The sequence below is a fragment of the Variovorax sp. 10L426 genome, assembly GCF_056395305.1.
This window is the reverse complement of sequence record NZ_JBFTJF010000002.1, coordinates 284,707-309,599: the sequence shown is the minus strand read 5'-3', so window position 1 is coordinate 309,599 and position 24,893 is coordinate 284,707. Positions and strand designations below refer to the sequence as shown.

Here is a 24,893-nt window from a genome sequence, read left to right as displayed (position 1 = left end):
GTCCTGGAGGTCACACTCCGCCCATGAGCGCACGATCTGCACGCATCGAATACAACCGGGCCATGGCCGAATTCGAGCGCGGCTGTCGGGATTTTTCGATCGCAATGGGCAAGATCCTGGACCCTGGCACGGCGCCGGAAACGTCGAACGGGACCGTCGACCCCCTGATGGTTCCGACCAGAGACCTGGGCCCTCGCAAGCCCGCCAAGCGGGCGCGCGACGCGCGTGAACCCGCCGTAGTGCCTCGAAAACTCGGGTGAATTCCGAGAGGGCAGCGTCCTCAATCAAGCGCGATCTCGCACACTCTCTCTCGCAACGCGGGGACGAGCTCGTTGTCGAACCATGGATTCGCCTTGAACCAGGCCACGTTGCGCGGCGATGGATGGGGCAGGGGGATGACGCGGGGCGCATGTGCGCGCCAGTCTCGGGTCGTGGCGGTCACTGATGCATGGCCCTTGCCGCGAAGAAAGTGGGCCTGCGCGTACTGGCCAACGAGCAAGGTGAGCTCGATATGCGGCAATCTGGCGAGCAGGGCATCGATCCACAGGGGCGCGCATTCCGGGCGCGGCGGCAGGTCTCCGCTCGCCCCGCGCCCCGGGTAGCAAAAACCCATCGGAACGAGCGCCACGCGCTCCTTGTCGTAGAAGGCTTCTGTCGAGATGCCCATCCAGTTGCGCAGACGTTCGCCGCTTCGGTCGTCCCACGGCACGCCACTCGCGTGCACCTTGGCGCCCGGTGCCTGACCGACGATCAGGATCCGCGCCGCCGCCCCGGCCTGCAACACCGGTCGCGGGCCGAGCGGCAGGTGCGCTTCGCATGCCCGGCAAGCGCGCACCGCGACGAGGAGGGCGTCGAGCGACCGATACGCATGGGCGGGTTTCACGGATTCCCATCTTGCATCCACGTCGGGGTAGCGACAAGATCGTCACGGGTACGATCCCCGGCATGAACTCCGTCCCCACCGGCAACTCGCAGCGCGGGCGTCCGAAGGTCTACCTGGCCGGCCCCGATGTCTTTTTCCCCGATGCCGCCGAAATCTTTGGCGCCTTGAAGGCGCATTGCCTTGTGCTCGGCATGGAAGGACTGGCGCCGACCGACACGGTGCTTTCGCCAGCCGTGCGCAGAGATCCGGGCGACCTCGCCCAGGCGATCTTCGAGGGCAACGTCGCGCTCATCCGCCAGGCTGACGCTGTGATTGCGAATCTGGTGCCCTTTCGGGGACAGGAGCCGGATTCAGGGACGGTTTTCGAGGTCGGCTTCGCTGTCGCACTGGGCAAGCCGATCGTCGGTTACGGTGTTCCCGCGGGCACGTACGCCGAGCGCGTCGCACGATCCATTGCCTGCTCCGAAGATGCGGCAGGGAAGGTCAGGGAGGTGGCTACGGGCGTGACGGTCGAAGGTCTCGGACAGCCGCTCAACCTCATGCTTTCAAGATCGATCCGCATCGTGGACACGGCGCACGAGGCGCTCGAATCGTTGGCGCGCGAACTCCTGATGTAGGAACGCGGTGGCACTCGTCGAGCCGCGGTCACCACTTCATCTTCAGCCGGGCGGCATCCCAGGTGCGACCGACGAAACCAGCGCTGTCCACGGCGCCGAGGGCGACCAACGGGACTTCGGTCAACGCTTGGTCGGCAACGGTGACCTTCAGCGAGCCGATGGGCTGGCCGAGCGTGAACGGAGCGATCAGCGGGTCCGCTTCCACGACTTGCGTCTTGACCTTCGCCGACGAGCCCGCGGGCACGGCCACGACGATGGGCTCGGCGCGGCCGATCTTCACCGTATTCGACGCGCCCTTCCAGACGCGCGGCGTCGCCACGGCTTGGCTCGCTGCGAACAACTGGACGTCCTCGTAGGCGGTATAGCCCCAATTCAGGAGCTTCTGCGTCTCGTCGGTGCGCACGTGGTCACTGCTTGCGCCCAGAACAATCGAGAGCAACTGGCGGCCGCCTGGAAGATTCGGCGCGTCGCGCTTTGCAGTCACGACGACGCAGAAGCCGGCTGCGTCCGTGTGTCCGGTCTTCAGGCCGTCGACGGTCGGATCGCGGAAGAGCATCGTATTGCGGTTGGTGGCGTTGGCGGCCGGCGTACCCGAATAGCGATACTTCTTGATCGAGGAGTAGTTCACCTCCTCTGGAAAGTCACGTCTGAGCCGTACGGCAAGAATGCTGAGATCGCGCGCCGTCGTCACGTGGCCCGGTGCCGGGAGACCCTCGGGATTCTTGTAGGTCGTGTTCTTCATGCCGAGTTCTTTGGCTTTTTCGTTCATCATCTCGACGAACCGCTCGACAGAACCCCCTACACCCTCCGCCAAGGCAACAGTGGCGTCGTTGCCCGATTGAACGATCAGGCCCTTGATCAGATCGTCCACCGGGACCTGCATCTTGGGGTCGATGTACATGCGCGAGCCCGGCATTTTCCAGGCGCGAACGCTCACCGGCAAGGTTTGCTGCAGCGTGATCTTCTTGGCCTTGAGCGCATCAAAGACGAGATAGGCCGACATCAGCTTGGTGAGCGACGCAGGCTCGACCGGGGTGTCGATGTCCTTCGCCGCGAGGATCTGGTTGGATGTGACGTCGAGGAGCAGATAGCTGGGCGCAGCGATTTCGGGAGGAACGGGTACTTGCGCGTGTGCCAAGAGTCCGATGGAAGTGGCGCCAATCAGCGCCAGCGCGCGAAGCGCTCGAGTGAGACGAGTCATGAAGGTCGGGGGGGTGAAAGAGGCCCGTCGGACGGCGGACCATCGAAATTCCGGATCCCCGATTGTCCTCCACGGGCCATCGGCCTTCCAACAAAAATGTCTATCGCGTATGGCGATCACGAACAGGACGAATCGCTGTTTGGCACTGCGCGTCGCGCACGGGTCAGGCATCCAGGGCAGCGTCGTCGCCGCCTCCTTGACCGTCGTCGACCACTTGCATGTTGTCCAGGATCTTGAGCAGGTAGTGCAAGGTGTGGGTGATGTCATTCACGGAGAACCCGTCGAGCACCTGCGCGTAATAGCCGTGAATCTTCGGCAAGGCCTCGTCTTGCCATACGCGCATCCCTGTGGTCGTCATTGACACGAGACGCGATCGACGGTCGCGCTCGTCCGCCGCGGTCTGGATTCGCCCATCTCTTTCCATGCGGCTGAGCAGCCCGGAGAGGTTCTGCCTGCTGACCTTGAGGTAGCGCGCCAGATCGCCCACGCTCATGCCTCCGCTCACGGCCGGCCTGGACAGCGCGCCGAGCACCGCCCATTGCTGCGTCGTCAGGCCCTCGGACTCGACCGCCTTTGTGCCTGTTTTATGCAACATATTTGCACATTGGTACAACCGAAAGAACACCCGGTTGGCCAGTTCAATCCTTGTCGTTTCTTCACTATTCATAGGGTTAACCATAGAAATCTCTCTCTTCGCGATGCCTTGCGCTTGTGATTTTGAAGTCGCATAATAAGACAACACATTGACGTAATTATGGCAAATCTTCAAGCTTCAGTGCGTCGACGATAGCAAGCTTCAAACCTGATGGAGAACCTGATGCAGAGATTCGAAAGCAAGACAGTGGTGGTCACCGGTGGCGGCGGCGGTATCGGCGGGGCGACTTGCCGGCGCTTCGCTCGCGAAGGCGCCAAGGTCGCGGTCTACGACATGAACCTGGAGGCGGCTGAGAAGGTCGCCTCGGGCATCCGGGAAGAGGGCGGGCAGGCCCAGGCCTTCCGCTGCGACATCACCGACCGCGCCAGCGTCGACAAGGCAGTGGAGGCCACTCGACAAAGCCTCGGCCCGATCGACGTGCTCGTCAACAACGCCGGCTGGGACGTGTTCAAGCCCTTCACCAAGACCGAGCCGGCCCAGTGGGACAAGCTGATCGCCATCAACCTGACGGGTGCACTGCACATGCATCACGCGGTGCTGCCCGCCATGGCTGCGCGCAAGTCAGGGCGCATCGTCAACATCGCGTCCGACGCAGCGCGTGTCGGCTCCTCAGGCGAAGCGGTGTATGCGGCTTGCAAGGGCGGCCTGGTGGCGTTTTCCAAGACCATCGCCCGCGAACATGCGCGCCACGGCATCACGGTCAACGTGGTGTGCCCCGGCCCAACCGACACCGCCTTGTTCGCCGACTACAAGGAAGGCGCCGGCAATCCCGAAAAGCTGATGGAAGCATTCACGCGCTCGATTCCGCTGGGTCGCATCGGCCAGCCGGACGACCTGCCCGGCGCCATTCTCTTTTTCGCCAGCGACGACGCCGGCTTTGTCACCGGCCAGGTGTTGAGCGTCTCCGGTGGCCTGACGATGAACGGCTGATCGCTCGACCGCATCCCCCACACACCCAAGGAGAACACCATGGATTTCGAAGACATCCTTTACGAAGTGCGCAACGGCGTGGCCTGGATCACGATCAATCGGCCCGACAAGATGAACTCGTTTCGCGGCCAGACCTGCGACGAGATCATCAGGGCCATGAACCGCGCCGGCTACGACCGCGGCGTCGGCGCGATCGTGCTGGCCGGTGCCGGTGACCGCGCCTTCTGCACGGGCGGCGACCAGTCTGCGCACAACGGCAACTACGACGGCCGCGGCACCATCGGCCTGCCGATGGAGGAACTGCACGACACGATCCGCAACGTGCCCAAGCCGGTGATTGCGCGCGTGCAAGGCTACGCGATCGGCGGGGGCAATGTGCTGTGCACGATCTGCGACCTGACGATCGCGTCCGAGAAGGCCATCTTCGGCCAGGTCGGCCCGAAGATGGGGTCGGTCGATCCGGGCTATGGCACTGCCTTCCTGGCACGCGTCGTCGGCGAGAAGAAGGCACGCGAAATCTGGTACCTGAACCGCCGCTACAGCGGCGCCGAGGCCGTGGCCATGGGCCTGGCGAATGCGGTCGTCCCGCACGACCAGCTCGACGCCGAGGTGCAGAAGTGGGCCGAGGAAATCTGCGAGCGCAGCCCCACGGCGATCGCCATCGCCAAGCGCAGCTTCAACGCCGACACCGCACACCAGAGCGGCATCGCCGGCATGGGCATGTACGCACTCAAGCTCTACTACGACACCGAAGAATCGCGTGAAGGCGTGAACGCCCTCAAGGAAAAGCGCAAGCCCGAATTCCGCAAGTATGCGAAGTAGGGGCCCGCGATGAACCCCTATCTCGACGAAGACCTGACAGCGCTTGGCGACCATGCGCGCCGTTTCGCGACCGAGCGCATTGCCCCCGGCTTTCTGGAGCGCGACAAGACCCGTGTGCTCGAGCGCCAGCTGATGCGCGAAATGGGCGAGATGGGGTTCATCGCGCCCGAGCTGCCGCAGGAGCACGGCGGCCAAGGCATGGGCTGCCTGGCTGCAGGTGTCATCCACGAGGAGATTGCGCGCGCGGATCTCAGCATCTCCTACATCAATCTGCTGGCATCGCTCAACGGGCAGATCCTGTCGGCGCACGGCCGGCCGGAAGTGGTCCAGTCATGGCTCGGAAAGCTGACGCGTGGCGAGGCGTTGTTCGCCATCGCACTCACCGAACCGCGCGGCGGCTCGGATGCAGCCAACCTGCGCCTCCGGGTGGAGCGCGTGGGCGACGAGTACGTGATCAACGGCGAGAAGACCTCCATCTCCGCCGCCGACCAGGCCGACGCGGCCGTGGTGTTCGGCCGCACCGGATCGATCGAATCGGCAGCGCACGGCGTGACGGCGTTGCTTGTGCCGATGGACCTGCCGGGCGTCACGCGCAACCGCTTCGATTGCCACGGCCAGCGCGCCATCGGACGCGGCTCGCTGTTCTTCGAGAACGTGCGGGTGCCTGTGAGCCATCGTCTCGGCGAAGAGAACAGAGGCTTCGTGCAGGTGATGCAGGGCTTCGATTTCTCGCGCGCGCTCATCGGCCTGCAGGTACTGGCCGTGGCGCGTGTCGCGCTGGAAGAAACCTGGGACTACGTGGCGCAGCGCGAAGCCTTCGGCAAGCCGCTGTCGGCCTTCCAGGGCGTGTCGCATCCGCTGGCGGATTTCGATACGCAGGTGACCGCCGCGCGCCTGCTGTGTCTGCAGACCTTGTGGCTGAAAGACAAGGGTGCCCCCCACACCGCCGAAGCCGCGATGTGCAAATGGTGGGCGCCCAAGCTCGCCTACGACGCGATCCACCAGTGCCTGCTGATGTTCGGCCACGGTGGCTACGACCGCGGCGTGATGGAGCAGCGCCTTCGCGACGTGCTGGGCTTCCAGATCGGCGACGGGACGGCCCAGATCATGAAGACCATCGTGGCGCGCACCCGTGCCGGCCGCAACGCCGTACCCGCCTGACTTTCGCAACGCCAAAGAGAAGAGGAGACAAACCATGGAATTCGATGCCGTATTGCTGCCCCCGCGCCGTGCCCGGATGGTGGCGCAAGGTCTCTGGCATGACCGCACCATCAACGACGATCTCGACGCCTGCGTCGCGACGTATCCGGACAAGGTGGCCCTGACTGCACTGCGGGTGGAGGAGGGTGTCACGACCCGCTTCACCTACCGCGAAATGGCGCGCATGGCCGATCGCGTCGCGGTGGGACTGTCGCGCCTCGGCGTAGGCCGCAACGATGTGGTGGCCTGCCAGTTGCCCAACTGGTGGCAATTCACGCTGACCTATCTGGCCTGCTCGCGGATCGGTGCTGTGATGAACCCGCTGATGCACATCTTTCGCGAACGCGAGCTGTCCTTCATGCTGAAGCACGGCGAGGCCAAGGTCGCGATCGTGCCGAAGACCTTTCGCGGCTTCGACTTCGAAAGCATGGTGGCAGGCTTGCAAGCGGGCCTGCCCGATCTGAAGCACGTCGTGGTGGTCGGCGGCACCGGGCCCAACAGTTTCGAGGCATTGCTCAGCGGCGTGGCCTGGGAAGACGAGCCCGATGCGCAGGAGATCCTTGCGCGAAGCCGGCCCGGCCCGGATGACGTGATGCAGATGATCTACACCTCCGGCACTACCGGCGAGCCCAAGGGCGTGATGCATTCGGCCAACACCACCATGGCCAACATCATTCCCTACGCAGAGCGCCTGCGGCTCGGCGCCGACGACGTGGTGCTGATGGCCTCGCCCATGGCGCACCAGACAGGCTTCATGTATGGCCTGATGATGCCGATCATCCTCAAGGCCAGCGTCGTGCTGCACGATATCTGGGAGCCGAAGCAGGCCATCGAATCGATCCGTGCCGAGCGCGTCAGCTTCACGATGGCCTCCACGCCATTCCTGACCGACCTCGCCAGGACCGTGGCTGAAACCGCGGTCGAGGTGCCGAGCCTGCGCACCTTCCTGTGTGCGGGGGCACCGATTCCGGGACCGCTGGTGGAGCAGGCGCGGCAGGTGCTGGGTACCAAGATCGTGTCGGCCTGGGGCATGACCGAGAACGGCGCCGTCACGCTGATCCAGGTGGACGACGACGACCTGCGCGCGGTCACGACCGATGGGCTGCCGCTGCCCGGCGTCGAACTCAAGGTGGTCGGCGAGAACGACCAGGTACTGCCCGCCGATCAGCCCGGAAGGCTGCTCGTGCGCTCGTGCTCGAACTTCGGCGGCTATCTGCGGCGCTCGCATCTCAACGGCACCGACGCCGACGACTGGTTCGATACCGGCGATCTGGCGCGCATGGACGCCCAGGGCTACATCCGCATCACCGGCCGCAGCAAGGACGTGATCATTCGCGGCGGCGAGAACATCCCGGTGGTCGAGATCGAGTCGCTCTTGTACCGTCACCCAGGCATCGCCATGGCGGCCATCGTGGCCTACCCCGACGAGCGCCTTGGCGAGCGGGCCTGCGCGGTGGTGGTGCCCAGGCCGGGCCACAGCGTCGACATGCCCTCGATCGTGCAGTTCCTGAAGGCGCAGAAGGTGGCGGTCCAGTACATCCCTGAACGACTGGTCGTGCGCGATGCCATGCCGTCGACGCCTTCCGGGAAGATCCAGAAATTCAAGCTGCGCGAGATCGTGCGTGAACTGGTGCGCGAGAGTGCGGCATGAACTTACACTCCGCACTTTCTCGCGCCGCTACCAGTTCACTGCCGGCGAAGTCGTCACTGTCTCTAGCCGGAGGTCAACCATGTCATCTGCTCCCGAAGCCGGCGCCGCGACGCCGTACGGCACCTTGCCACCCGCATCACCCCCTTCGCAGCGCAAGCCGCTGAGCTTGCCTCGCCTGGCGGACATGCATGCGCGCGGCGAGAAGATCACCATGCTCACCGCCTACGACGCGACCTTCGCTGCCATGGCGGACAAGGCCGGCGTCGAATGCCTGTTGGTGGGGGATTCGCTCGGCATGGTCTGCCAAGGACTGTCGAGCACGGTCGGCGTGACGCTGGAAACCATGCGCTATCACACCGAGAGCGTCTACCGGGGCCTCCGGCGCGTCCAGGGCACGGCTTGGCTGATTGCCGACCTGCCGTTCGGCACCTACCAGGAGTCGCGGGAGCAGGCGTTGCGCAGCGCCACTGTGCTGATGCAGGCCGGCGCCCACATGGTGAAGCTGGAGGGCGGCGGATGGACCACGGATACGGTGCGCTTCCTGGTCGAGCGCGGCATTCCGGTCTGCGCGCACCTCGGCCTGACGCCGCAGACAGTGCACGCGCTCGGAGGCTATCGGGTTCAGGGCAGGGACGATGGGGCCGCCGCCTTACTCAAGCAGCATGCACATGCACTGCAGGATGCGGGCGCGGCGATGCTGGTGCTGGAGATGGTCCCGGCCCCGCTGGCGGCGGAACTCACGACCGAGCTGGAGCGGTGCGCCACCATCGGTATCGGCGCCGGCCGGGGCACGGCGGGGCAGGTGCTCGTGCTTCACGACATGCTGGGCATGAATCTTGGCCGCATGGCGAAGTTCGTGCGCAACTTCATGGCCGGTGCACCGGGCATCGCGGAGGCGCTCCAGGCCTATGTCCGGGCGGTGAAGGACGGGAGCTTTCCGGACGACCAGCTGCACGCCTGGTAGACCTTGCAGATCTTGCAATCGGCTTCAAAGACCCCAGGTCAACGGGAACCGACGCCGCGTCGAAGGAGAGTTCATGAACGAATCGCTGCACATCGTCTGCCCGCACTGCCACACCACGAACCGCGTGAAACGCGATCAGCTCGGCAGCGCGCCCGATTGCGGCAACTGCCACCGGCCGCTGTTCGAAGGCCGCTCGACGGCGCTCGATGAGGCCGCGTTCGATCGGCACATCGCGCGCAACGAGATTCCGGTGCTCGTCGATTTCTGGGCACCGTGGTGCGGTCCGTGCCGCCAGATGGCGCCGGGTTTCGAGCAGGCGGCCGCTCGGCTGGAGCCGAACATCCGGCTGGCGAAGGTCGACACGGAGACCGTGCCGGCCCTGGGCGCGCGCTTCGGCATCCGCAGCATTCCGACGCTGGCGCTCTTCAAGGGCGGGCGCGAGGTGGCCCGGCAGGCCGGCGCGATGGGCGCGGCCGACATCGTCCGATGGGCAGAGTCCCACTCGCGCTGAGGGGAGGGCGCGGGCGTTTCAGCACCGCTTAAGTTCCGCGGTCGAGACTGAAGGCGACACCCGAAAGGAAAGCAAATGTCGCCCGAATCGCAAACCCTGAGCGCCCAGCAGATCAGCCATGTGCTCGAACTGGTCGAACAGAACCTCCTGGCGCCCAACGAGGCGACCCGGAAGCTCGAGGCGCTGACGGCGCAAGGTGAGTTCTCGCAGTCGCAGTGCTACGCGATCCGGATGCTGCTGGTGCTGGACTATGCCGACATGGTCCAGGCGCTGCGCGGCGCGAGCGAAGATGACGAAGGCCTGGCGCTGGTGCGTGACCATCTGGTGCACGAAGCGCGCCTTGTCTGCGAAGGGGACTGAACGGGGATCAGGCGAGTCGACTCGCCACGTGCACCAGTTGGCGAACGACCTGGACCATCGCGTCGTGCGATGCCGCGTCTCGCAGCGAGCCGTCTTCGGCAAAGGCGTCGGCGGCGCGCGGCAGGGAGAATTGCCGCGCCAGGGTCAGCACGCCCAGCGACTGGAGGATGGCGCGCAGCGCCACCAGGCCCCGAAGCCCACCGTATGCGCCGGGCGTTGCGGCCATGATGGCCGCCACCTTGCCGTCGAGTTTCGTCATGCCGATCGGGCCTCCCGAGGGTCGCGACACCCAGTCGATCGTGTTCTTCAGCAGCGCCGACACCGATGCGTTGTTCTCGGGCGAGGCGATCAGCAGGCCGTCATGCGCGAAGAACAGCGCCTTGAGCCTGCCGACGTCGTCTGGCAATCCATCGCGGTGCTCGATGTCGGCGTTGTAGATCGGCAGTGGATAGTCCGCCAGGTCGATCAGCGTGACTTCGGCACCAGTCTCCTGCGCGGCCGCCGCGCCGAGGCGGATCAGCCGGCGATTGAAGGAGGCTTCACGTGCGCTGCCTGCGAACGCGAGGATCTTTGGTGGGCGACTCATTCAGCCTCTTGCATGTTGACGGATGTCGGTGATGTCGATGCCGCGCGACGCTGCTCGCTGCAACTCGGCAATGTGCGCGGTTGTTGACTGGCCCTGCGACGATCTTATCGGACGCTATCGCGGGCGTCAGGTGCTCCGAAGTAACATCGCGCCACAATGGATCTGAAGCAACTCCGCTATTTCGTCATGGTGGCCGAGGAGCTGAGCTTCAGTCGAGCGGCCACCCGACTGCATATCTCGCAACCCCCCCTGTCCCAGCAGATCAAGTCTCTCGAAGAGGAGATGGGCGTCGCGCTTTTCGTACGCAATCGCCGGGCGGTTCGGCTGACCGACGCCGGCGCCGTCTTCCTGCGAGAAAGCCGGCTTCTGCTGGATCAGTTTCGATCTGCCGTCAATTCGGCGGTGAGAGCGAGCCAGACCAATGCGGGCAGCATCCGCTTGGGCGTGGCGACTTCAGGGCTCTTCAGCGTCATGCCCAAGTTCCTGGAACTGATGCGCTCGGATTTTCCCAATGTCGAGGTGCTGGTCAGCGACATGCAGTCGGACGACCAAGTCCGCGCGATATCGCAAGGCGCACTCGACATCGGCATCGCTCACGTCAAGCCTGAGCGGATGAACGTGAGCCGCAAGCAGATCTTCGGCGAGGCGTTGTCGGTGGTGCTGCCCGACGATCACAAGCATGCCGGGAATCCGGATCTGACCTTGGCGGATCTCGCGGACGAACCGATGGTGGCCCTGTCGAGGGCTCACGCGCCCACGGTCTTCGACGCGGTCATCGCCTCGTGTGCGGCAGCCGGGTTCAGCCCGACCATCAAGCACACCGCCCGCAGCCCATTGACGATTTTCCAGATGGTGCGAGTGGGCTTCGGCATCGCGCTGGTGCCGCGCTCGTACCAGTTCAGCGCTTACCCCGGCGTCCAGTTCCGCGACATTGCGCCCGCCGAAGGCCGGGTTCGACTCGAAGCCATTTGGAGCGAGCGCCACGCGTCCGACCTGACGCTCGCCGTGATCGGCCAGCTGGTGCCGCGGCTGATCAAGTCACTAGGGACCGAGATCGAGCCCTGTCCTGAGTGAGATCAACCAAGCGCCTCAGCTGACCCGACCATCCACCAGGTTGATCACCGCCGGGTGGTAGTTGCGCGCAAAGCCGGCGTCGCGCGTCTTGCAAAGCATCTGGTGCGTGTACGTGGCGATGTGCGGATCGAAGCCGCCTTCACGCGCGAGTGAAAGCGCGAGCGCCGCATCCTTGATCGCATAGTCGACTGGAAACACCTTCTCGGGAAAGGTATCAGGCACCAGCGACTTGAGACCGTGGTTGCGCAGGACGAAGCTGTCCGCCGAACCCTGCGAAAGCGCGTTGAATAGTTCGCGCCCATCGACGCCCGCCCGGCGGCCGATCGTCAGCACCTCGGACAACGCATTGACCGTCATCAGGACCGTGATGTTGTTGAGGATCTTCACGATCTGCCCGCAGCCGGCAACGCCGCAGTGCAGCACATCGCTCCCCATGCACGCCAGCAGCGGTCGAATGGCTTCCACGTCGGCCTGGCTTCCGCCGACGGTGATGAACAGGGTGCCTTGCACAGCGGCTTCGCGTGTGCGCGCGACCGGCGCGTCGACAAAGGCGATGCCGGCGGCGGCGAGCCTCTCTGCCAGTGTGCGGGTTCGCGCCACTTCGCTCGTGCTCATGTCGACGATCATCTTCGGCGCGGGCGATGCGCGCATCAGGCTTTCGCAGACCGGTTCGACCTGCTCGATCGACGGCAGCGAGAGAAACACGACATCGGCTGCAGCGCCCACCGCTTCGAGCGATTTCTCGGCGATGCCGCCTCTTTCCGCCACCCGCGCGATGGCATCGGGAGACTGATCGAAGATGTGCACGGGCAAACCCGACTTGCGCACGAGGTTCGCGCACATGTGCTCGCCCATGACGCCGAGGCCCACGAAGCCGACGGATTTGATTGTGGTCATTTGGGTTCTTTCCTTCTCGTCCATTTATTCGTCCAACTTGATCTTTGCCGTTGCGACCAGGTCCTTGTCCATGGCCGACTCCTGCGCGACGAAGGTCGCGAATTCCGACGGCGACGACAACACGGTCTGGAAATACATCGCCGAAAGCTTCGACGTGACCGCGGGCGTCTGCATGGCGATCCTGATTTCGGCGTTGAGCTTGTCGACGATGTCCTGCGGTGTCCCGGCAGGTGCCCAAACGCCGTACCAGCTCGGCATATCGAAGCCGGGGAAGCCGCTTTCCGCAACAGTCGGCAGATCGGGCAGGCCCGGCAGGCGCTTCGATGTGGTCACGGCCAGCGCGCGCAGACGACCGCCCTTGACCAGGGGATAGGCCGAGGCCATGGGTTCGATCATGGCGGCGACCTGCATGCCCATCAGGTCATTGAGTGCTGGTGCGCCTCCCTTGTAGGGAATCATCGGCATGTCGACCTTGGCCTTGACCTTCAGCAACTCGGCCGCCAGGTGGCCGCCTGCACCGTAGGCCGCGGTGGCCCATTGCACTTCGCCCGGCCGCTTCTTGGCGTCGGCCAGCAGCGCTTGCAGGTTCGTGTAGGGGCTGTTGGCCGAGACAACGACCAGTTGCGGCAATGCGCCCAGGTAGGTGATCGGCTTGAAATCCTTCTCGGGATCGTAGGTGGTGGTCGAAGTCATGATCAACGGATTCACCACTTGCAGCGATGCGTTGAGCAGGATCGTGTAGCCGTCTGCCGGCGCGCGCTTCACGGTCTGTGCGCCGAGAACGCTGTTCGCGCCCGGACGGTTCTCGATGACCACCGCCTGTCCCAACTGGCGTTGGAGCTGCGGGGCAAGAGTGCGCGCGACGGCATCGACCGAGCCGCCGGGCGGAAAGGGCACGACGAGCTTGATGGGGCGCGACGGGTAGTCCTGCTGCGCCCAAGCGCCGCTCATGGCTGTGCTCGCGCACGCCAGCAGCAGGGCGCGGCGAACCAGCGAGATGGATGAGTTCTTTGACATGTTTGTCTCCTGGGGGCCCTTGTTGTCAGCTCTTGATGGCGAAGGGGTCGCGCTCGGCATCCGAGAAATCGATCATCACGTTCTTGGTGGTCATGTATTCGCGAAGTCCCGCTTCGCCGCGCTCGCGACCGATGCCTGATTCCTTGAACCCGCCGAACGGCGCTTGCGCGGCGAGCGCGCGATAGGTGTTCACCCACACCGAGCCGGCCTGGATCTCGCGGCTCACGCGCATCACGCGCGAAATGTTGTTGGACCAGATGCCCGCGGCCAGGCCGAAGCGGCTGTCGTTGGCCATGGCGATGGCTTCGGCTTCGGTGTCGAAGGGGATGATCGCCAGGACCGGGCCGAAGATTTCCTCCTGCGCCAGCTCGCTGCGGTTGCTCACGTCGGCGAACACGGTCGGCTGGATGAAGAAGCCGCCATCGAGCGTCGGGCCAGTAGCGCGGCCGCCGCCGACGACCAGCTTCGCACCCGAAGCCTTGGCGCCCTCGATCGCATTCAGGATGCGGCGGAACTGCGGCTCGTTGGCCACCGTGCCCATCTCGGTGGCGGGATCGATCGGGTCGCCCATGCGGATCAACGCCGCGCGCTCGGCCACCCTGCGCACGACCTCGTCGTACACGCCGCGCTGCACGAGCAGCCGCGAACCCGCCACGCAAGTCTGTCCGGTGGCGCCAAAGATGCCCGCCAATGCGCCGATCACGGCCTTGCCGACATCGGCATCGTCGAAGATGATGTTCGGCGACTTGCCGCCGAGTTCGAGCGTGACAGGCACGAGCCGGCGTCCGGCTGCCGCGGCGATTTCGCGGCCCACGCCAGGACTTCCCGTGAAGCTCACGCGAGCAACGCCGCGCGCGTCGACGAGTGCGCGACCGGTTTCGGCGCCACCGGTAACCACGTTGAAGACGCCGGGTGGAAAGCCCGCTTCCTCGACCAGCGCCGCGAACTCCAGCGTCGACACGGACGCATGCTCGGAAGGCTTTACCACCACACAGTTGCCTGCGGCGAGCGCCGGCGCCAGCTTGTTGGCCAGCAGCGCGAGCGGCGAGTTCCACGCCGTGATGAGCGCCACCACGCCATAGGGCTCGTGCACGAGATAGTCCAGGGTGTCCTTCTGGTCGAGCGGAATGTGCTGGCCGAAGAGCTTGTCCGCGTAGCCAGCGAAGAAGCGCAATTGGCGGCCCACCCACTTCATCTGCGGCAACGTCTCGCGCACGATCTTGCCGTTGTCGGTGCTTTCGATGACGGACATCCGCTGCGCGTGCGATTCGATCAGGCCGGCGAGCTTCAGCATCATCGCGGCGCGCGCCACGCCGGAGGTATGCCGCCAGGTCTCGCGATAGGCGCGCTCGGCGGCGGCCACGGCGGCTTCGACATCGGCGACGCCGGCATCGGGGATCTCCGCCCAGACTTGGCTCGTATAAGGGTTAACGCTGGGAAGCGTGCGGCCGCTGATCGGTTCTACGTATCGTCCGTCGATGTAGAGCCTGTGTTTCTTCATTGATAAGTCTCCTTCGGGTTATCTCGTTGTCGGGCGGAACTCTATGGGCGCTGCGTCATTGCAGTCCAATACGAAAATCGTCTTTCAATTAGTCGCCGGCCAAGCCTTGTGGCCAAGGCGCGCTGAAAGCTTTCGAGCGGCGAGCAAGAGGGCGGTGGGTACGGGGCCGTCCCAATCCGGCGCGAGATGGTCGGCGCGGCAGGTCGTGGACAAAGCCAGCACCATCTGCCCGCTGGCGTCAAACACCGGTGCGCTGAAGGCGTTCACGATCACCTGGTGACGGCGCGAAGGCGCTTCCCCGACGGCGCGGGCCATGCCGTGCTCCCTGGCTTCGGCGATGCTGCAAGCCAGACGCCCGTTGTCCGGGTCTCCGGAAACCGCCCTGTTCTCCAACTCGCGCGCCATGGCCGCCGCCGTCGCATCCGAATCCATGAATGCGGCAAAGGCGCGCCCTGTGGCGGACTGCGTCAGGCTGACGACGACGCCCGTCTGCAGATAGGGGCTGACCGGTTCTCGCGCCGGCTCCCATCGCACGATGGTGGGGCCGTGACTTCCCCACACGGCCAGCCCCAGGGTGCGTTGCCCGATCTCTTCGCAGATATGCGGCAGGGCGGCGCTTGAGAGTCGAACCGCTTCGAGCGCGGGCAGGCAGGCGACACCGTCGACACTGCCGACACGGCCGCCGAGATCATGCGCGAAGGTGACCTTGTACTTGCCGTCACCGAAAGCGAGCGAGTCGCGCGGTGCGCGATCGATGTGCTCCACCTGCCCGATGAACACGGTGTGGTCGCCGCCCGGGTAGGCCGCGATCTTCACGCACTCCAGGTAGGCGGCGCTGCCGTCGATGATCGGAACGCCGCCGAGTCCCGGCCGCACCGCGATGCCGCAGAACTTGTCGTCGCCGGATTTGGCGAACTGGTTGGCCACGTGGACCTGGTCGTCCGCCATGATGTTCACCACGAAGCGCTCCGCGTCGCGGAATGCGTGGTGACTCGTGGACTTCATTGATTGGCTCCACAGGATCAGCGGCGGATCCAGCGATACGGAGCTGAACGAATTGGCTGTGACGCCGTAGGGCTTGCCCGCGTCGTCGATCGTGGTCACCACTGTCACGCCGGTCGGAAATGCGCCCAGCACCTGTCGCAGTTGTCGGCTGTCGAAGTTCATCGATGTCTCCCATTCACCAGAATGCAGGGCAGTGTAGGAATGGGGTGTGGCGGCAACAAATCGCCAGCATCAATGGACATATACGTTCCGGCAATGAGTGCCCGGCGCGCGTCCAGCGTCGGAATTATTCGCGCCGACTATAGATTCATCGGAGTGCAGAAATTGACCATCGGACATGCCGCGCGAATACTCGATTCGTGCCCAAGAAGGGACGATCCATCGCTCAAAGGAAAGCAGCTCGATGAACAATTCCGCACGTCAGATGACGCTCATTGCATTCATGCAGGCTCAGAACTGCTCCAACTACGCCGGCTCGTGGCGAAACCCGTCCAGCATGACGGACTACCTCTCTCCCGAGTACTACCAGCGCATCGCGAGGACGCTGGAAGAGGGCAAGTTCGACATGGCCTTCTTCGACGACCGGCTGGCCATGCCCGACATCTACGGCAACAGCCACCGCGACACGGTCGAGCACGGCGTGCGGGCGATCAAGCTCGAACCGACCTCGGTGCTGATGGCGATGGCCATGGCGACTTCCCGGCTGGGGCTCGGCGCCACGTACTCCACGACTTACTACGAGCCATTCCACGTCGCCAGATTGTTCGCCACGCTGGACCTCATGACGAAGGGGCGTGTCGCGTGGAACGTCGTCACTTCGATGAACGATTCGGAAGCCGCCAACTTCGGCCACTCCGAGCACCTTGAACATGACCTGCGCTACGACCGCGCCGACGAGTTCATGGAGGTCGTCCTGGGCCATTGGGACACGTGGCAAGACGGCGCGATCATCTCGGACAAGGCGACGGGCCGCTTCGCGGACCCCGACAAGGTTCGGCGACTCGACCATGAAGGCCGCTTCTTCAAGTCGCGCGGCCCGCTGTCGGTGCCGCGTTCGCAGCAGGGTCATCCCGTCATCCTGCAGGCGGGACAGAGTGGCCGCGGCCTGGCGTTCGCGTCGCGTTGGGCGGAGCTGGTGTTCGCCAAGTACCCGACGTTGGAGAACGGCAAAAAGCAATACAAGGCGCTCAAGGACGGCATCGCGAATGCCGGGCGCGATCCGGCCTCGGTGCGCATCGCGCCCGAACTCAAGATCATCGTCGCGGAGACCGAAAGCCTGGCCCGCGAGAAGCGCGACCTCATCGCGAGCATGTCACGTCCCATCGACGGGCTGACGATGATGGGCGAGACGCTCAACATCGACTTCTCGGGCCGGCCCTACGACGAGCCGTTCACCGATGCGGAACTGGCCGCCGTGTCGTGGCAGAGCCTGCGCGACAAGGTCGTGCAGGTCAGCGGCAAGAAGAATCCCTCGGTGCGCGACTTCGTCGAATCATCGGGACGCGGAACGCTCAACGACGGCCCCTGCTTCGTCGGCACGGGTGCCCAGGTGGCCGATCAGATGCAGGAGTGGTTCGAGAACGCGTGCGACGGCTTCGTTCTGTCGGCCACTGAGGTGCCGGGCACCTATGAGGACATCGTTCGCCTCGTCGTTCCGGAATTGCAGAAGCGCGGTCTGTTCCGCAAGGAATATGCCGGCACGACGCTGCGCGAGACCCTCGGCGTCAGCCGCCCTCGCGCCGGTGACTGGCGGCGGGTGGGCCAATGACGGCGAAGAACCCGATGACGGAAAAGACAGTCAGGATGATGTCGGCGAGCGGCATCCTGGGATACGGCTTTCCCGAAAGCTCGCTCGAGGCCGCGCTCGCGCGCAAGCCGCACATGATCGGCGTCGACGGCGGAAGCTCGGACCCCGGCCCGCACTACCTCGGGTCGGGCAAGACGCTCAATTCGCGCCTTGCCATGAAGCGCGATCTGTCGCTGCTGCTGCGGGGCGCCATCCGCAACGGCATCCCGATGATGGTCGGCACCTGCGGCGGCGCTGGCGGAGAGCCGCACCTGCAGGCCTGCGCCGACATCATTCGCGAGGTGGCGCGCGAGCATGGGCTGAACTTCAAGATGGCGCTCATTCATGCGGAGCAGGACAAGGGCTTCCTGCTGGAGCAACTCGAGGCCGGCAAGGTGCGGGCACTTGGCAACGCGCCGCAGCTGCGGACGGAAGACATCCGGGGCGCAGAGCGCATCGTCGGCATGATGGGCCCCGAGCCGTATCGCGAGGCGCTGGCGGCAGGGGCGCAGGTGATCCTGGGCGGACGCGGAACCGACCCGGCGCCGTGGGTGGCACTGGCGATGCACCACGGCTTGCCGCCGGCACCGGCCTGGTACGCCGGAAAGATGCTCGAATGCGCCTGCAATGCGGCCATCCCGAAGAAGCACGATTGCCTCCTGGTCACGGTCGGCGAGGACTTCATCGAGGCTGAGCCGCTCAACCCGGAGTTGCGATGCACGCCAATGTCCGTTGCGGTGCAGGCACTGCACGAGAACGCCAGCCCCGTGATTCGCTACGAACCGGGTGGCATCGTCGACTCGACGAACTGCAGCATCGAGGCCGTCAGCGACCGCGTGGTGCGCGTCAGCGGCATGGAATGGAAGCCCGCTCCCTATTCCATCAAGCTCGAAGGCGCACGGCGCGTCGGTTTCGGCGCAATGGCCATTGCCGCGACCCGGGACCCGGGGCTGATCGGGCAGATCGACACCTTCCTGGAGTTCGTGCGCGCATCCACCGCCATCAAGGTGAGCGCACTGGACATCAAGCCGGAGGACTACCAACTGGTGCTTCGTGTGTACGGGCGTGACGGTGTGATGGGCTCGTGGGAGCCGACGCGCGACGTGCACCCCGTGGAGCTGGCGATCATCGCGGAGGTCGTCGCCACCACGCAAGACATTGCCAACGCGGCGCTGTCGCTCGCGCGCGTGACCTTGCTTCACTCGGACTTTCCGGGCCGCATGTGCAGGGAAGGCAACATGGCCTTTCCGTTTTCTCCGTCCGACATCGAGCGCGGTGCCATTTATGAATTCATGCTGCAGCACGTCGTCGAGATCGATGACCCGCTGCACATGTTCCCGATCGAATACGAGCAAGTCCGAGGAGCTGCATGACTCGCCTCAAAGACATCGCCAAAGCCTGCAAAAGCAAGAACGCAGGTCCGTTCCACATCACGCTGGACATCATGTTCGACGACGCCGCGCTCTTTGATCTCGTGCGCGCCTCGGGCGTGATCACGCCGACGCTCATCGCCGGTCTTTACCGCGTGCCCGTGGAGTCGGTTCTGTTCACGGAGTACGCTCCCGCCCTGGCATGGAAGGCCACCATTCCTCGCCGAATCCCCTCCGGGGCGGTCGGCGATACCGACGTCTATGGTGCGCAGCAGCACGCGCCCCTGCTCGATATTGAAGTTCCGCTGTGACGCCACATTCCCAGAACCCATGACAACATCTTCTTCACTCCAACCCGTCTCGGGCAACATCGCTTCCGCGCTGGCCGCCTTTGCAGCCGACCTGAACGAAACCAATGTCCCTGAGGCCGTGTGGACCAAGTCGGTCCATCACATCGTCGACGGGATCGGCCTTGCTTTCGCCTCGCATACGTTTCCATTCGCGGCACCCGGATTGGCGGGTATCGCGGCCGCGGGTGCGGCGGGCGTTGCGACCGTCATCGGCAGCACGCGCCGGCTGGCGCCGCGCGATGCCGCGATGGCCAATGGCTTCCTGATGCACGGGCTGGACTTCGACGACACGCATCCGGCCAGCATCGTGCACCCCACGGTGGCCTGCCTGCCCACTGCGCTGGCTGTCGCCGAGGCGACCGGTGCCAGCTGGGGCGAGTTGATCGCGGCGTACGTCGCCGGGATGGAGACCTGCATTCGCCTGGGCCAATCGGTCAATGGCGGCTTCCATCATTCAGGCTTTCACGCCACCGGGTTGCTGTCTCACTTCAGCGCAGCGGTTGTTGCGGGCAAGCTGCTCGGCTTGCGGGCGGAGCAGTTGGTCGATGCGCAAGGCATTGCCGCGAGTACGGCTTCCGGCGTGCAGGTATTCCTGGAAAACGGTGCATGGACGAAGCGCATGCATCCTGGCTGGGGCGCGCTGGCCGGGATCACCGCCGCCCACCTGGTCCAGCATGGGTTCGCATCACCGAAGCGGCCTTACGAGGGCCGTTTCGGGTTCTTCGAGACGCACATGCAGGCCCATGCCGGCGACGTCGACCTGGAATCGATCGTGGAGGGGCTCGGAAGCCGTTGGACCATCCTCGATACCGCCATCAAGCCGTATCCGGTGTGCCACTTCATTCACGGCTGTGCCGAAGCGGCGCTGCAACTGCACAAGGTGCTTGGCGACCCGGCGCAGATCGTGAAGATCACCTGCGAGCTGCCGGGGGCGACCATTCCGATCGTGGCCGAACCGGCAGAGGCGAAGGCCTTGCCGCGCTCGGACTACGAAGCCAAGTTCAGCGCGCCGTTCGTGGTGGCGGCCTGCCTGTTGCGCGGGCGCTTCGGCCTGGCCGAACTGAGCGATGAAAGTCTGCGTGACGCGAGCATTCTCGCCATGGCAAAGCGCGTCGAGTGTGTCGAGGAGCAGGGCTCGGAGTTCCCGAAATACTTCTCCGGTGCCGTGACGTTGCATCTCGCATCGGGCGAAGTCCTCACGCGCCGCGTGCCTGTCAACCTGGGCAGCGGCGAGCGTGCCTTGACGCGCGAGGACATCGTCGCCAAGTTCCGCGGCACCGCCGGAATCGGGCTCGAACCTGTGCGCACGGCGAGCGTCCTGGAAGTGCTGCTTTCCGCGACGCCGAGCACCCCGGTGCGCACGATCGCCGGGGCGTTGCGCGCTTGATGGCCTGGTATAAGCTCGCGCCATTCATTCCCGACCCGGTCGTTTCGCGTGCGGACGCGACGATCGGCGGCGCTGCGAGAACAGATTGAGAAGACATCCGCAACTGCGTTTCCATTTGCCCGAACTGGAGACCTTCCTCGTGGTCCTGGAGGAAGGCAGTTTCAGCCGCGCGGCGGAGCGGCTGTGCATTTCCCAGCCGTCGGTGTCGAGTCGTGTGAAGAGGCTAGAGAACGTCCTGCGTGTGAAGCTGATCGAGCGGACCACGCGAAGCGTCGAAGCTACGGCCGATGGCAACCTGCTTCGGGCGGCGGCCGAAGAGGCTCTGTCGGGGTTGTACGCCGTGCTGCACCAGTTCCGCGACCGATCGGAGGCGGCGAGAAATCGGGTGGTGATTGCGGCCACGCCGATGATCTCGGCGACCTTCATGCCGCGCATCATGCATTCCTACAGCGAACGGTTTCCCGACGTGCAGCTGGTGCTGCGCGACATGCCTTTCGAATTGCTGCTGAAGAGCATCGGCGACGGCTCCGCGGACATTGGCGTGACGGCGGTCGACGGCGACTACGAGCACCTGCTGTTCCAACCGTTGGCGGAAGAAGATGTGGTGCTCGTCGTGCCCGCGAAGCATCCCCTGGCGAAGGAGCGGAACGTCGTCGTTGAAATGATCCTTCCCTACCGGATGATCTTTCTCGATCGCTACACGAGCCTGCGCGAGCGCCTGTCGGCCGAGTTCCTTCGCTTCGGCGCCGAGCTGGAGGCCACGACCGCCGCTACCTTGCCGACTCTCATGGGGATGATCGACACCGGAAGCTGCGTGACCTTCCTTCCGCGTTCCATGGCGCAGATCAACGCGCGCGAATCGAGAGCGATCATCGAGATCGCCGATTTCCGTGCGGTGAGAAGCTATGGCAGCATCACTGCGCGACGAACGGTGCTCACCACCGCCGTGCAGAGTTTTCGCGACCACCTCCATCGCGAATTCGAACCGCTTCTTTGAGCCAGATCACCGGTGTCATTGGCCGATGGTCTCCAGGGCGACCCGAATCGGCGCATTGGAGATATGCATCAGCCCGCTGAAGGGTTGATTCATGTCCAGCACAAGGAAGATCGCGCCCGCCACTGAAAGCGAGCCGACGAAGAGCGCCACCACGACAGTCCCGTTGGTGCGGCTGAGAAACCCGAACCCCACGAAGAGGACGACCAGCCAGAACACCAGCACCACGAGGAAAGGCCAGGGAATGGAACTGCTGGCCTGCTCGTGCAGCAGCTGGCGCTCGTCGCCTATTTCGGTGAGGAGCTGCAGGGCACGGCTCTTCGCGAAGTACTGACTGTCTGTCGATGGCTGCAGATTGATCACATGCTCGATGAGTGCCTCGTTCTGCTCGCGCGTCGCGCGGGCGGCTTCGGAGCTCGGCCTGGCGCCACGACGGTTCGGCCACGCCTGTTCGAGCCTGGCCGCAACGAGTTGGCGGAACTTTGTGCGTGCTTCTGCCGCGTCCGGCCCATAGCCGGAAAAAACCCGGTCGAGCTGGACGATGTGAACGCCGAGTGCCTGCACCTCGGACTCTTGCGTGACGTAGGACGCGTGCGCCGTGGCGATGAGCAAGCTCATGACGAGCGCCGAGATGGTCGCGATCAAGCCCAGAACCAACTTGACGACGTCCCTGGAGTCCGCTGCCTTGTGCCGCGCGGGCAACTTTTGGTGGAGCGCAATGCCCCCGAGCGCACCGCAAAAGGTGCAGGCCAGCACGATCAGTCCGACGAGGATGGGACTCATGGGTTCGACCTCCTGGAGCGCATAGTAGTAGATGGGCAGATGTCTTGGCGCATGGCGTGTGCCGGCATGGCGCACTCTTATTCACCGGGGCAATAAGTGCATACGCATTCTTCATTGTCCTTCTCCGCAGCGCGCCGAGAGAATTGCGCGCGGCCCGTTGAACTTGATGGTGTTTGAAAGCCATCGATGGCACGGATTAATTTCTACAGGAGACAAGATGAATCGAGTGACTCGCACTGCCCTTGGCGCAATGCTGTTCGGAGCCCTCACGCTGCATGTCGCAGCCCAGGAGACGCTCAGGATTGGCGCGCTGGTGACGTTGTCCGGCCCCGGCGCCGCATGGGGCCAGGCGATGAAGAATGCAGCCGAACTCGCTGCGGACAAGGTGAATGCCGCGGGCGGCCTGGAGGTGGGTGGCAAGAAGTACAAGGTCGAGATCGTTGCGTACGACGACAAGTACCAGGCCGGCGAAGCGGTCACCGTCGCCAATCGGCTGGTGTTCGAGGACAAGGTCAAGTACATCATCGGCCCCACGGGTTCGGCGCCAACGCTGGCAGTGCAGCCGCTCACCGAGAAGAACAAGGTCATCACGTCAACGCTCGGGTTCACCAACAAGGCGCTCGGCACTGACAAGCCGTTCAGCTTCCGGCCCGTCGTCACGACCTACGAGTTTTCGGAACCGCAGATAGCCTGGATGGTGAAGAACCTGGACGTCAGGAAGGCGGGCGGGCTGTTCCCCAATGACGAGTCGGGCCAGGTCATCGCCCGCGACCTGGAGGTGGCGTACAGGAAGCATGGCGCGGAACTGGCGGTCAAGGAGTTCTTCGAGCGCGATCGCGTCGACTTCGTTCCGTTGCTCACGCGAATGCTGGCGCGCGGCATCGACACCATCGAGCTCGACGGCAATTCGCCGGGCACCGCCGGTCTCATCACGAAGCAGGCGCGCGAACTCGGGTTCAAGGGCAGGATTGTTCGCACCGGCGGCCCGGCTACGGCAGAACTCGTCACCGTCGCGGGCAAGGAGGCTTCGGAAGGAATGATCACGCATGCTGTGATCGATCCTGGCCTGAAGTCGACCAGTGCGTACATCGACACCTACACGGCCAAGTACAAGACAGCTCCGAACGGCTTCAGCCCTTCTTACTACGACTTCACGAGCATGCTGTTCGAAGCGATGCGCCGTGCCGGGACGGTGACGGACACGGAGAAGGTCCGCCTCGAATTGGAGAAGCTCCACGACTTTCCCGGCGTGCTGGGCAGCTTGAACTGGACCGGCAAGGCGAACTACGGCGTGGACCACCAACTGGCGTTGCCTTTCTATGTCGCGGAGATCAAGAACGGCGTCGAAGTGATTCGTGCCCGCTGCTCCGTCATCGAAGGCTGCAACTGACAGCAGTCACGTCGGATGCACGGCATGTACGGCATACACGACATACACGACATACACGACATACACGGCATCTGCGCGAAGGATTGACATGGACTGGCATCTATTGATAGGACAGGCGACGGTCAACGGCCTGGTCGTCGGGTTGTTGTATCTGCTCATGGCGGTGGGTTTCACGCTGGTCTTCGGCGTGATGCGAATGGTGAATTTCGCGCATGGGGAGTTCTACATGCTCGGCGCCTTCGCTGCCTACTTCTTCACCACCAAACTGGGGTTGCCCTTCCTGGGCGCCGTCGCGCTGAGCTTCGTGGTCGCCGTCGTGTTCGGCAGCTTCATCGAGTGGTTCATCCTGAAGCCCTTCCGCAAGGACGAGCTCAACGGGATGATCGTGACGATCGGACTGGCGCTCATCCTGCAGAACCTCGCGCTGATGCTCTTCGGCCCGGACCCGGTGTCGATGCCGGCGATCGCGTCGGGTGCCTCCAGCGTCCTCGGAATCACTGTGGCGAACTCACGCATGTACGTCGTCGGATTCGCCGTCGTCGTTCTGTTGCTGCTGTACGCGTTTCTCCGCCACTCGAAGGCGGGCCGCGGACTTCGCGCAGTCGTCGAGGATTCGGAGACCGCCGCGATCCAGGGCGTGCGGGCGCGCATCTACTACCCGCTGGGCTTCGGGATCGGCGTGGGGCTCGCCGCGATCGGCGGTGCGCTGATGGCGCCGCTGTTCTCGGTGTCGCCCTTCATGGGCCAGGCGCCGCTGCTGAAGGCCTTCATGGTGGTGATCCTCGGCGGACTCGGAAGCATTCCGGGTGCGGCGCTCGCGGGTCTTTGCCTCGGGTTGCTGGAGAGTTACTCGACCTTGTTCCTGAATACGAGCACGGCGGACATGCTGATCTTCCTGCTCGTGATCGTGGGGATGCTGGCGTTCCCGCGTGGCTTGATCGGCCGGGGAGAGGCCTGAC

General features: G+C 64.5%; 26 protein-coding genes. 17 read left to right on the top strand and 9 right to left on the bottom strand.

What is annotated here, in order from left to right; translation table 11 throughout:
• Positions 1-23: 23 nt before the first annotated feature.
• Positions 24-260 carry a hypothetical protein gene (locus AC1DHL_RS04080; protein WP_478160781.1) on the top strand — a complete coding sequence of 79 codons (237 nt, stop codon included), beginning with the start codon at positions 24-26 and terminating at the stop codon, positions 258-260.
• A 20-nt stretch (positions 261-280) separates the two neighbouring features.
• Here the strand turns inward: AC1DHL_RS04080 and AC1DHL_RS04075 are convergent, their stop codons facing one another.
• On the bottom strand, positions 281-883 hold the full coding sequence (locus tag AC1DHL_RS04075) for a uracil-DNA glycosylase family protein (RefSeq protein WP_478160779.1): 603 nt from the start codon (positions 881-883) through the stop codon (positions 281-283).
• A 62-nt stretch (positions 884-945) separates the two neighbouring features.
• On the opposite strand from AC1DHL_RS04075, the gene AC1DHL_RS04070 reads away from it, so the two are divergent.
• The gene (locus tag AC1DHL_RS04070; RefSeq protein ID WP_478160777.1) at positions 946-1,500 is read left to right on the top strand and encodes a nucleoside 2-deoxyribosyltransferase; all 555 of its coding nucleotides are present in this window, start codon (positions 946-948) and stop codon (positions 1,498-1,500) included.
• A gap of 28 nt (positions 1,501-1,528) precedes the next feature.
• Here the strand turns inward: AC1DHL_RS04070 and AC1DHL_RS04065 are convergent, their stop codons facing one another.
• Both AC1DHL_RS04065 and AC1DHL_RS04060 read right to left on the bottom strand, forming a co-directional pair.
• The gene (locus AC1DHL_RS04065; RefSeq protein ID WP_478160775.1) at positions 1,529-2,701 is read right to left on the bottom strand and encodes a D-alanyl-D-alanine carboxypeptidase family protein; all 1,173 of its coding nucleotides are present in this window, start codon (positions 2,699-2,701) and stop codon (positions 1,529-1,531) included.
• A 163-nt stretch (positions 2,702-2,864) separates the two neighbouring features.
• Positions 2,865-3,380, bottom strand: coding sequence for a MarR family winged helix-turn-helix transcriptional regulator (locus AC1DHL_RS04060; protein ID WP_478160955.1), 516 nt, complete (start codon positions 3,378-3,380; stop codon positions 2,865-2,867).
• A gap of 138 nt (positions 3,381-3,518) precedes the next feature.
• Here AC1DHL_RS04060 and badH point away from each other — a divergent pair, with 138 nt between their 5' ends.
• The 7 genes from badH to AC1DHL_RS04025 all read left to right on the top strand — a co-directional run bounded on the left by badH (position 3,519) and on the right by AC1DHL_RS04025 (position 9,794).
• Positions 3,519-4,286: a 2-hydroxycyclohexanecarboxyl-CoA dehydrogenase gene (gene badH / locus AC1DHL_RS04055; protein WP_478100349.1), complete on the top strand. Its 768-nt coding sequence runs from the start codon at positions 3,519-3,521 to the stop codon at positions 4,284-4,286.
• A 39-nt stretch (positions 4,287-4,325) separates the two neighbouring features.
• The gene (gene badI, locus AC1DHL_RS04050) at positions 4,326-5,108 is read left to right on the top strand and encodes a 2-ketocyclohexanecarboxyl-CoA hydrolase (RefSeq protein WP_478160773.1); all 783 of its coding nucleotides are present in this window, start codon (positions 4,326-4,328) and stop codon (positions 5,106-5,108) included.
• 9 nt (positions 5,109-5,117) lie between these two features.
• Positions 5,118-6,269, top strand: coding sequence for a cyclohexanecarboxyl-CoA dehydrogenase (gene aliB, locus AC1DHL_RS04045; protein WP_478160771.1), 1,152 nt, complete (start codon positions 5,118-5,120; stop codon positions 6,267-6,269).
• Positions 6,270-6,303: 34 nt separating this feature from the next.
• Positions 6,304-7,959 carry a cyclohexanecarboxylate-CoA ligase gene (gene aliA / locus AC1DHL_RS04040; protein ID WP_478160769.1) on the top strand — a complete coding sequence of 552 codons (1,656 nt, stop codon included), beginning with the start codon at positions 6,304-6,306 and terminating at the stop codon, positions 7,957-7,959.
• Positions 7,960-8,038: 79 nt separating this feature from the next.
• Positions 8,039-8,923 (top strand): 3-methyl-2-oxobutanoate hydroxymethyltransferase, encoded by an 885-nt coding sequence (gene panB / locus AC1DHL_RS04035; protein ID WP_478160767.1) that lies wholly within the window; start codon positions 8,039-8,041, stop codon positions 8,921-8,923.
• 73 nt (positions 8,924-8,996) lie between these two features.
• Entirely contained in the window at positions 8,997-9,434 is a 438-nt protein-coding gene (gene trxC / locus AC1DHL_RS04030) for a thioredoxin TrxC (protein ID WP_478160765.1), read from the top strand.
• A gap of 75 nt (positions 9,435-9,509) precedes the next feature.
• Positions 9,510-9,794: a hypothetical protein gene (locus tag AC1DHL_RS04025; RefSeq protein ID WP_478160763.1), complete on the top strand. Its 285-nt coding sequence runs from the start codon at positions 9,510-9,512 to the stop codon at positions 9,792-9,794.
• Positions 9,795-9,801: 7 nt separating this feature from the next.
• Here the strand turns inward: AC1DHL_RS04025 and AC1DHL_RS04020 are convergent, their stop codons facing one another.
• Entirely contained in the window at positions 9,802-10,380 is a 579-nt protein-coding gene (locus AC1DHL_RS04020; protein ID WP_478160761.1) for an NADPH-dependent FMN reductase, read from the bottom strand.
• Positions 10,381-10,536: 156 nt separating this feature from the next.
• Here AC1DHL_RS04020 and AC1DHL_RS04015 point away from each other — a divergent pair, with 156 nt between their 5' ends.
• Positions 10,537-11,454, top strand: coding sequence for a LysR substrate-binding domain-containing protein (locus AC1DHL_RS04015; protein ID WP_478160759.1), 918 nt, complete (start codon positions 10,537-10,539; stop codon positions 11,452-11,454).
• A 15-nt stretch (positions 11,455-11,469) separates the two neighbouring features.
• Here AC1DHL_RS04015 and AC1DHL_RS04010 read toward each other — a convergent pair whose 3' ends face one another.
• The 4 genes from AC1DHL_RS04010 to AC1DHL_RS03995 form a co-directional block, all read right to left on the bottom strand.
• A complete protein-coding gene (locus tag AC1DHL_RS04010; protein WP_478160757.1) occupies positions 11,470-12,351 on the bottom strand; it encodes an NAD(P)-dependent oxidoreductase in 882 nt (293 codons plus the stop codon).
• 24 nt (positions 12,352-12,375) lie between these two features.
• On the bottom strand, positions 12,376-13,368 hold the full coding sequence (locus AC1DHL_RS04005) for a Bug family tripartite tricarboxylate transporter substrate binding protein (RefSeq protein WP_478160755.1): 993 nt from the start codon (positions 13,366-13,368) through the stop codon (positions 12,376-12,378).
• 25 nt (positions 13,369-13,393) lie between these two features.
• On the bottom strand, positions 13,394-14,869 hold the full coding sequence (locus tag AC1DHL_RS04000) for an aldehyde dehydrogenase (RefSeq protein WP_478100328.1): 1,476 nt from the start codon (positions 14,867-14,869) through the stop codon (positions 13,394-13,396).
• A gap of 84 nt (positions 14,870-14,953) precedes the next feature.
• Positions 14,954-16,036, bottom strand: a complete 1,083-nt coding sequence (locus AC1DHL_RS03995; protein ID WP_478160753.1) for a flavin reductase — start codon at positions 16,034-16,036, stop codon at positions 14,954-14,956.
• Positions 16,037-16,277: 241 nt separating this feature from the next.
• Here AC1DHL_RS03995 and AC1DHL_RS03990 point away from each other — a divergent pair, with 241 nt between their 5' ends.
• From AC1DHL_RS03990 to AC1DHL_RS03970, 5 genes are all read left to right on the top strand, one after another.
• Positions 16,278-17,642: an LLM class flavin-dependent oxidoreductase gene (locus AC1DHL_RS03990; RefSeq protein ID WP_478160751.1), complete on the top strand. Its 1,365-nt coding sequence runs from the start codon at positions 16,278-16,280 to the stop codon at positions 17,640-17,642.
• A gap of 14 nt (positions 17,643-17,656) precedes the next feature.
• Positions 17,657-19,033, top strand: coding sequence for an acyclic terpene utilization AtuA family protein (locus AC1DHL_RS03985; RefSeq protein ID WP_478160749.1), 1,377 nt, complete (start codon positions 17,657-17,659; stop codon positions 19,031-19,033).
• Positions 19,030-19,341: a DUF4387 domain-containing protein gene (locus AC1DHL_RS03980; protein WP_478100320.1), complete on the top strand. Its 312-nt coding sequence runs from the start codon at positions 19,030-19,032 to the stop codon at positions 19,339-19,341. Before AC1DHL_RS03985 ends, AC1DHL_RS03980 begins: the two co-directional genes overlap by 4 nt.
• Before the next feature lie 19 nt (positions 19,342-19,360).
• Complete coding sequence (locus AC1DHL_RS03975) at positions 19,361-20,767, top strand: MmgE/PrpD family protein (protein WP_478160747.1); 1,407 nt, start codon at positions 19,361-19,363, stop codon at positions 20,765-20,767.
• Between the two features lie 85 nt (positions 20,768-20,852).
• The gene (locus tag AC1DHL_RS03970) at positions 20,853-21,764 is read left to right on the top strand and encodes a LysR family transcriptional regulator (protein WP_478100316.1); all 912 of its coding nucleotides are present in this window, start codon (positions 20,853-20,855) and stop codon (positions 21,762-21,764) included.
• Positions 21,765-21,779: 15 nt separating this feature from the next.
• Here AC1DHL_RS03970 and AC1DHL_RS03965 read toward each other — a convergent pair whose 3' ends face one another.
• Positions 21,780-22,544, bottom strand: coding sequence for a bestrophin-like domain (locus AC1DHL_RS03965; protein ID WP_478100314.1), 765 nt, complete (start codon positions 22,542-22,544; stop codon positions 21,780-21,782).
• Between the two features lie 217 nt (positions 22,545-22,761).
• On the opposite strand from AC1DHL_RS03965, the gene AC1DHL_RS03960 reads away from it, so the two are divergent.
• Both AC1DHL_RS03960 and AC1DHL_RS03955 read left to right on the top strand, forming a co-directional pair.
• Positions 22,762-23,934: an ABC transporter substrate-binding protein gene (locus AC1DHL_RS03960; protein ID WP_478160745.1), complete on the top strand. Its 1,173-nt coding sequence runs from the start codon at positions 22,762-22,764 to the stop codon at positions 23,932-23,934.
• 88 nt (positions 23,935-24,022) lie between these two features.
• The gene (locus tag AC1DHL_RS03955; protein WP_478100311.1) at positions 24,023-24,892 is read left to right on the top strand and encodes a branched-chain amino acid ABC transporter permease; all 870 of its coding nucleotides are present in this window, start codon (positions 24,023-24,025) and stop codon (positions 24,890-24,892) included.
• Position 24,893 lies beyond the last annotated feature (1 nt).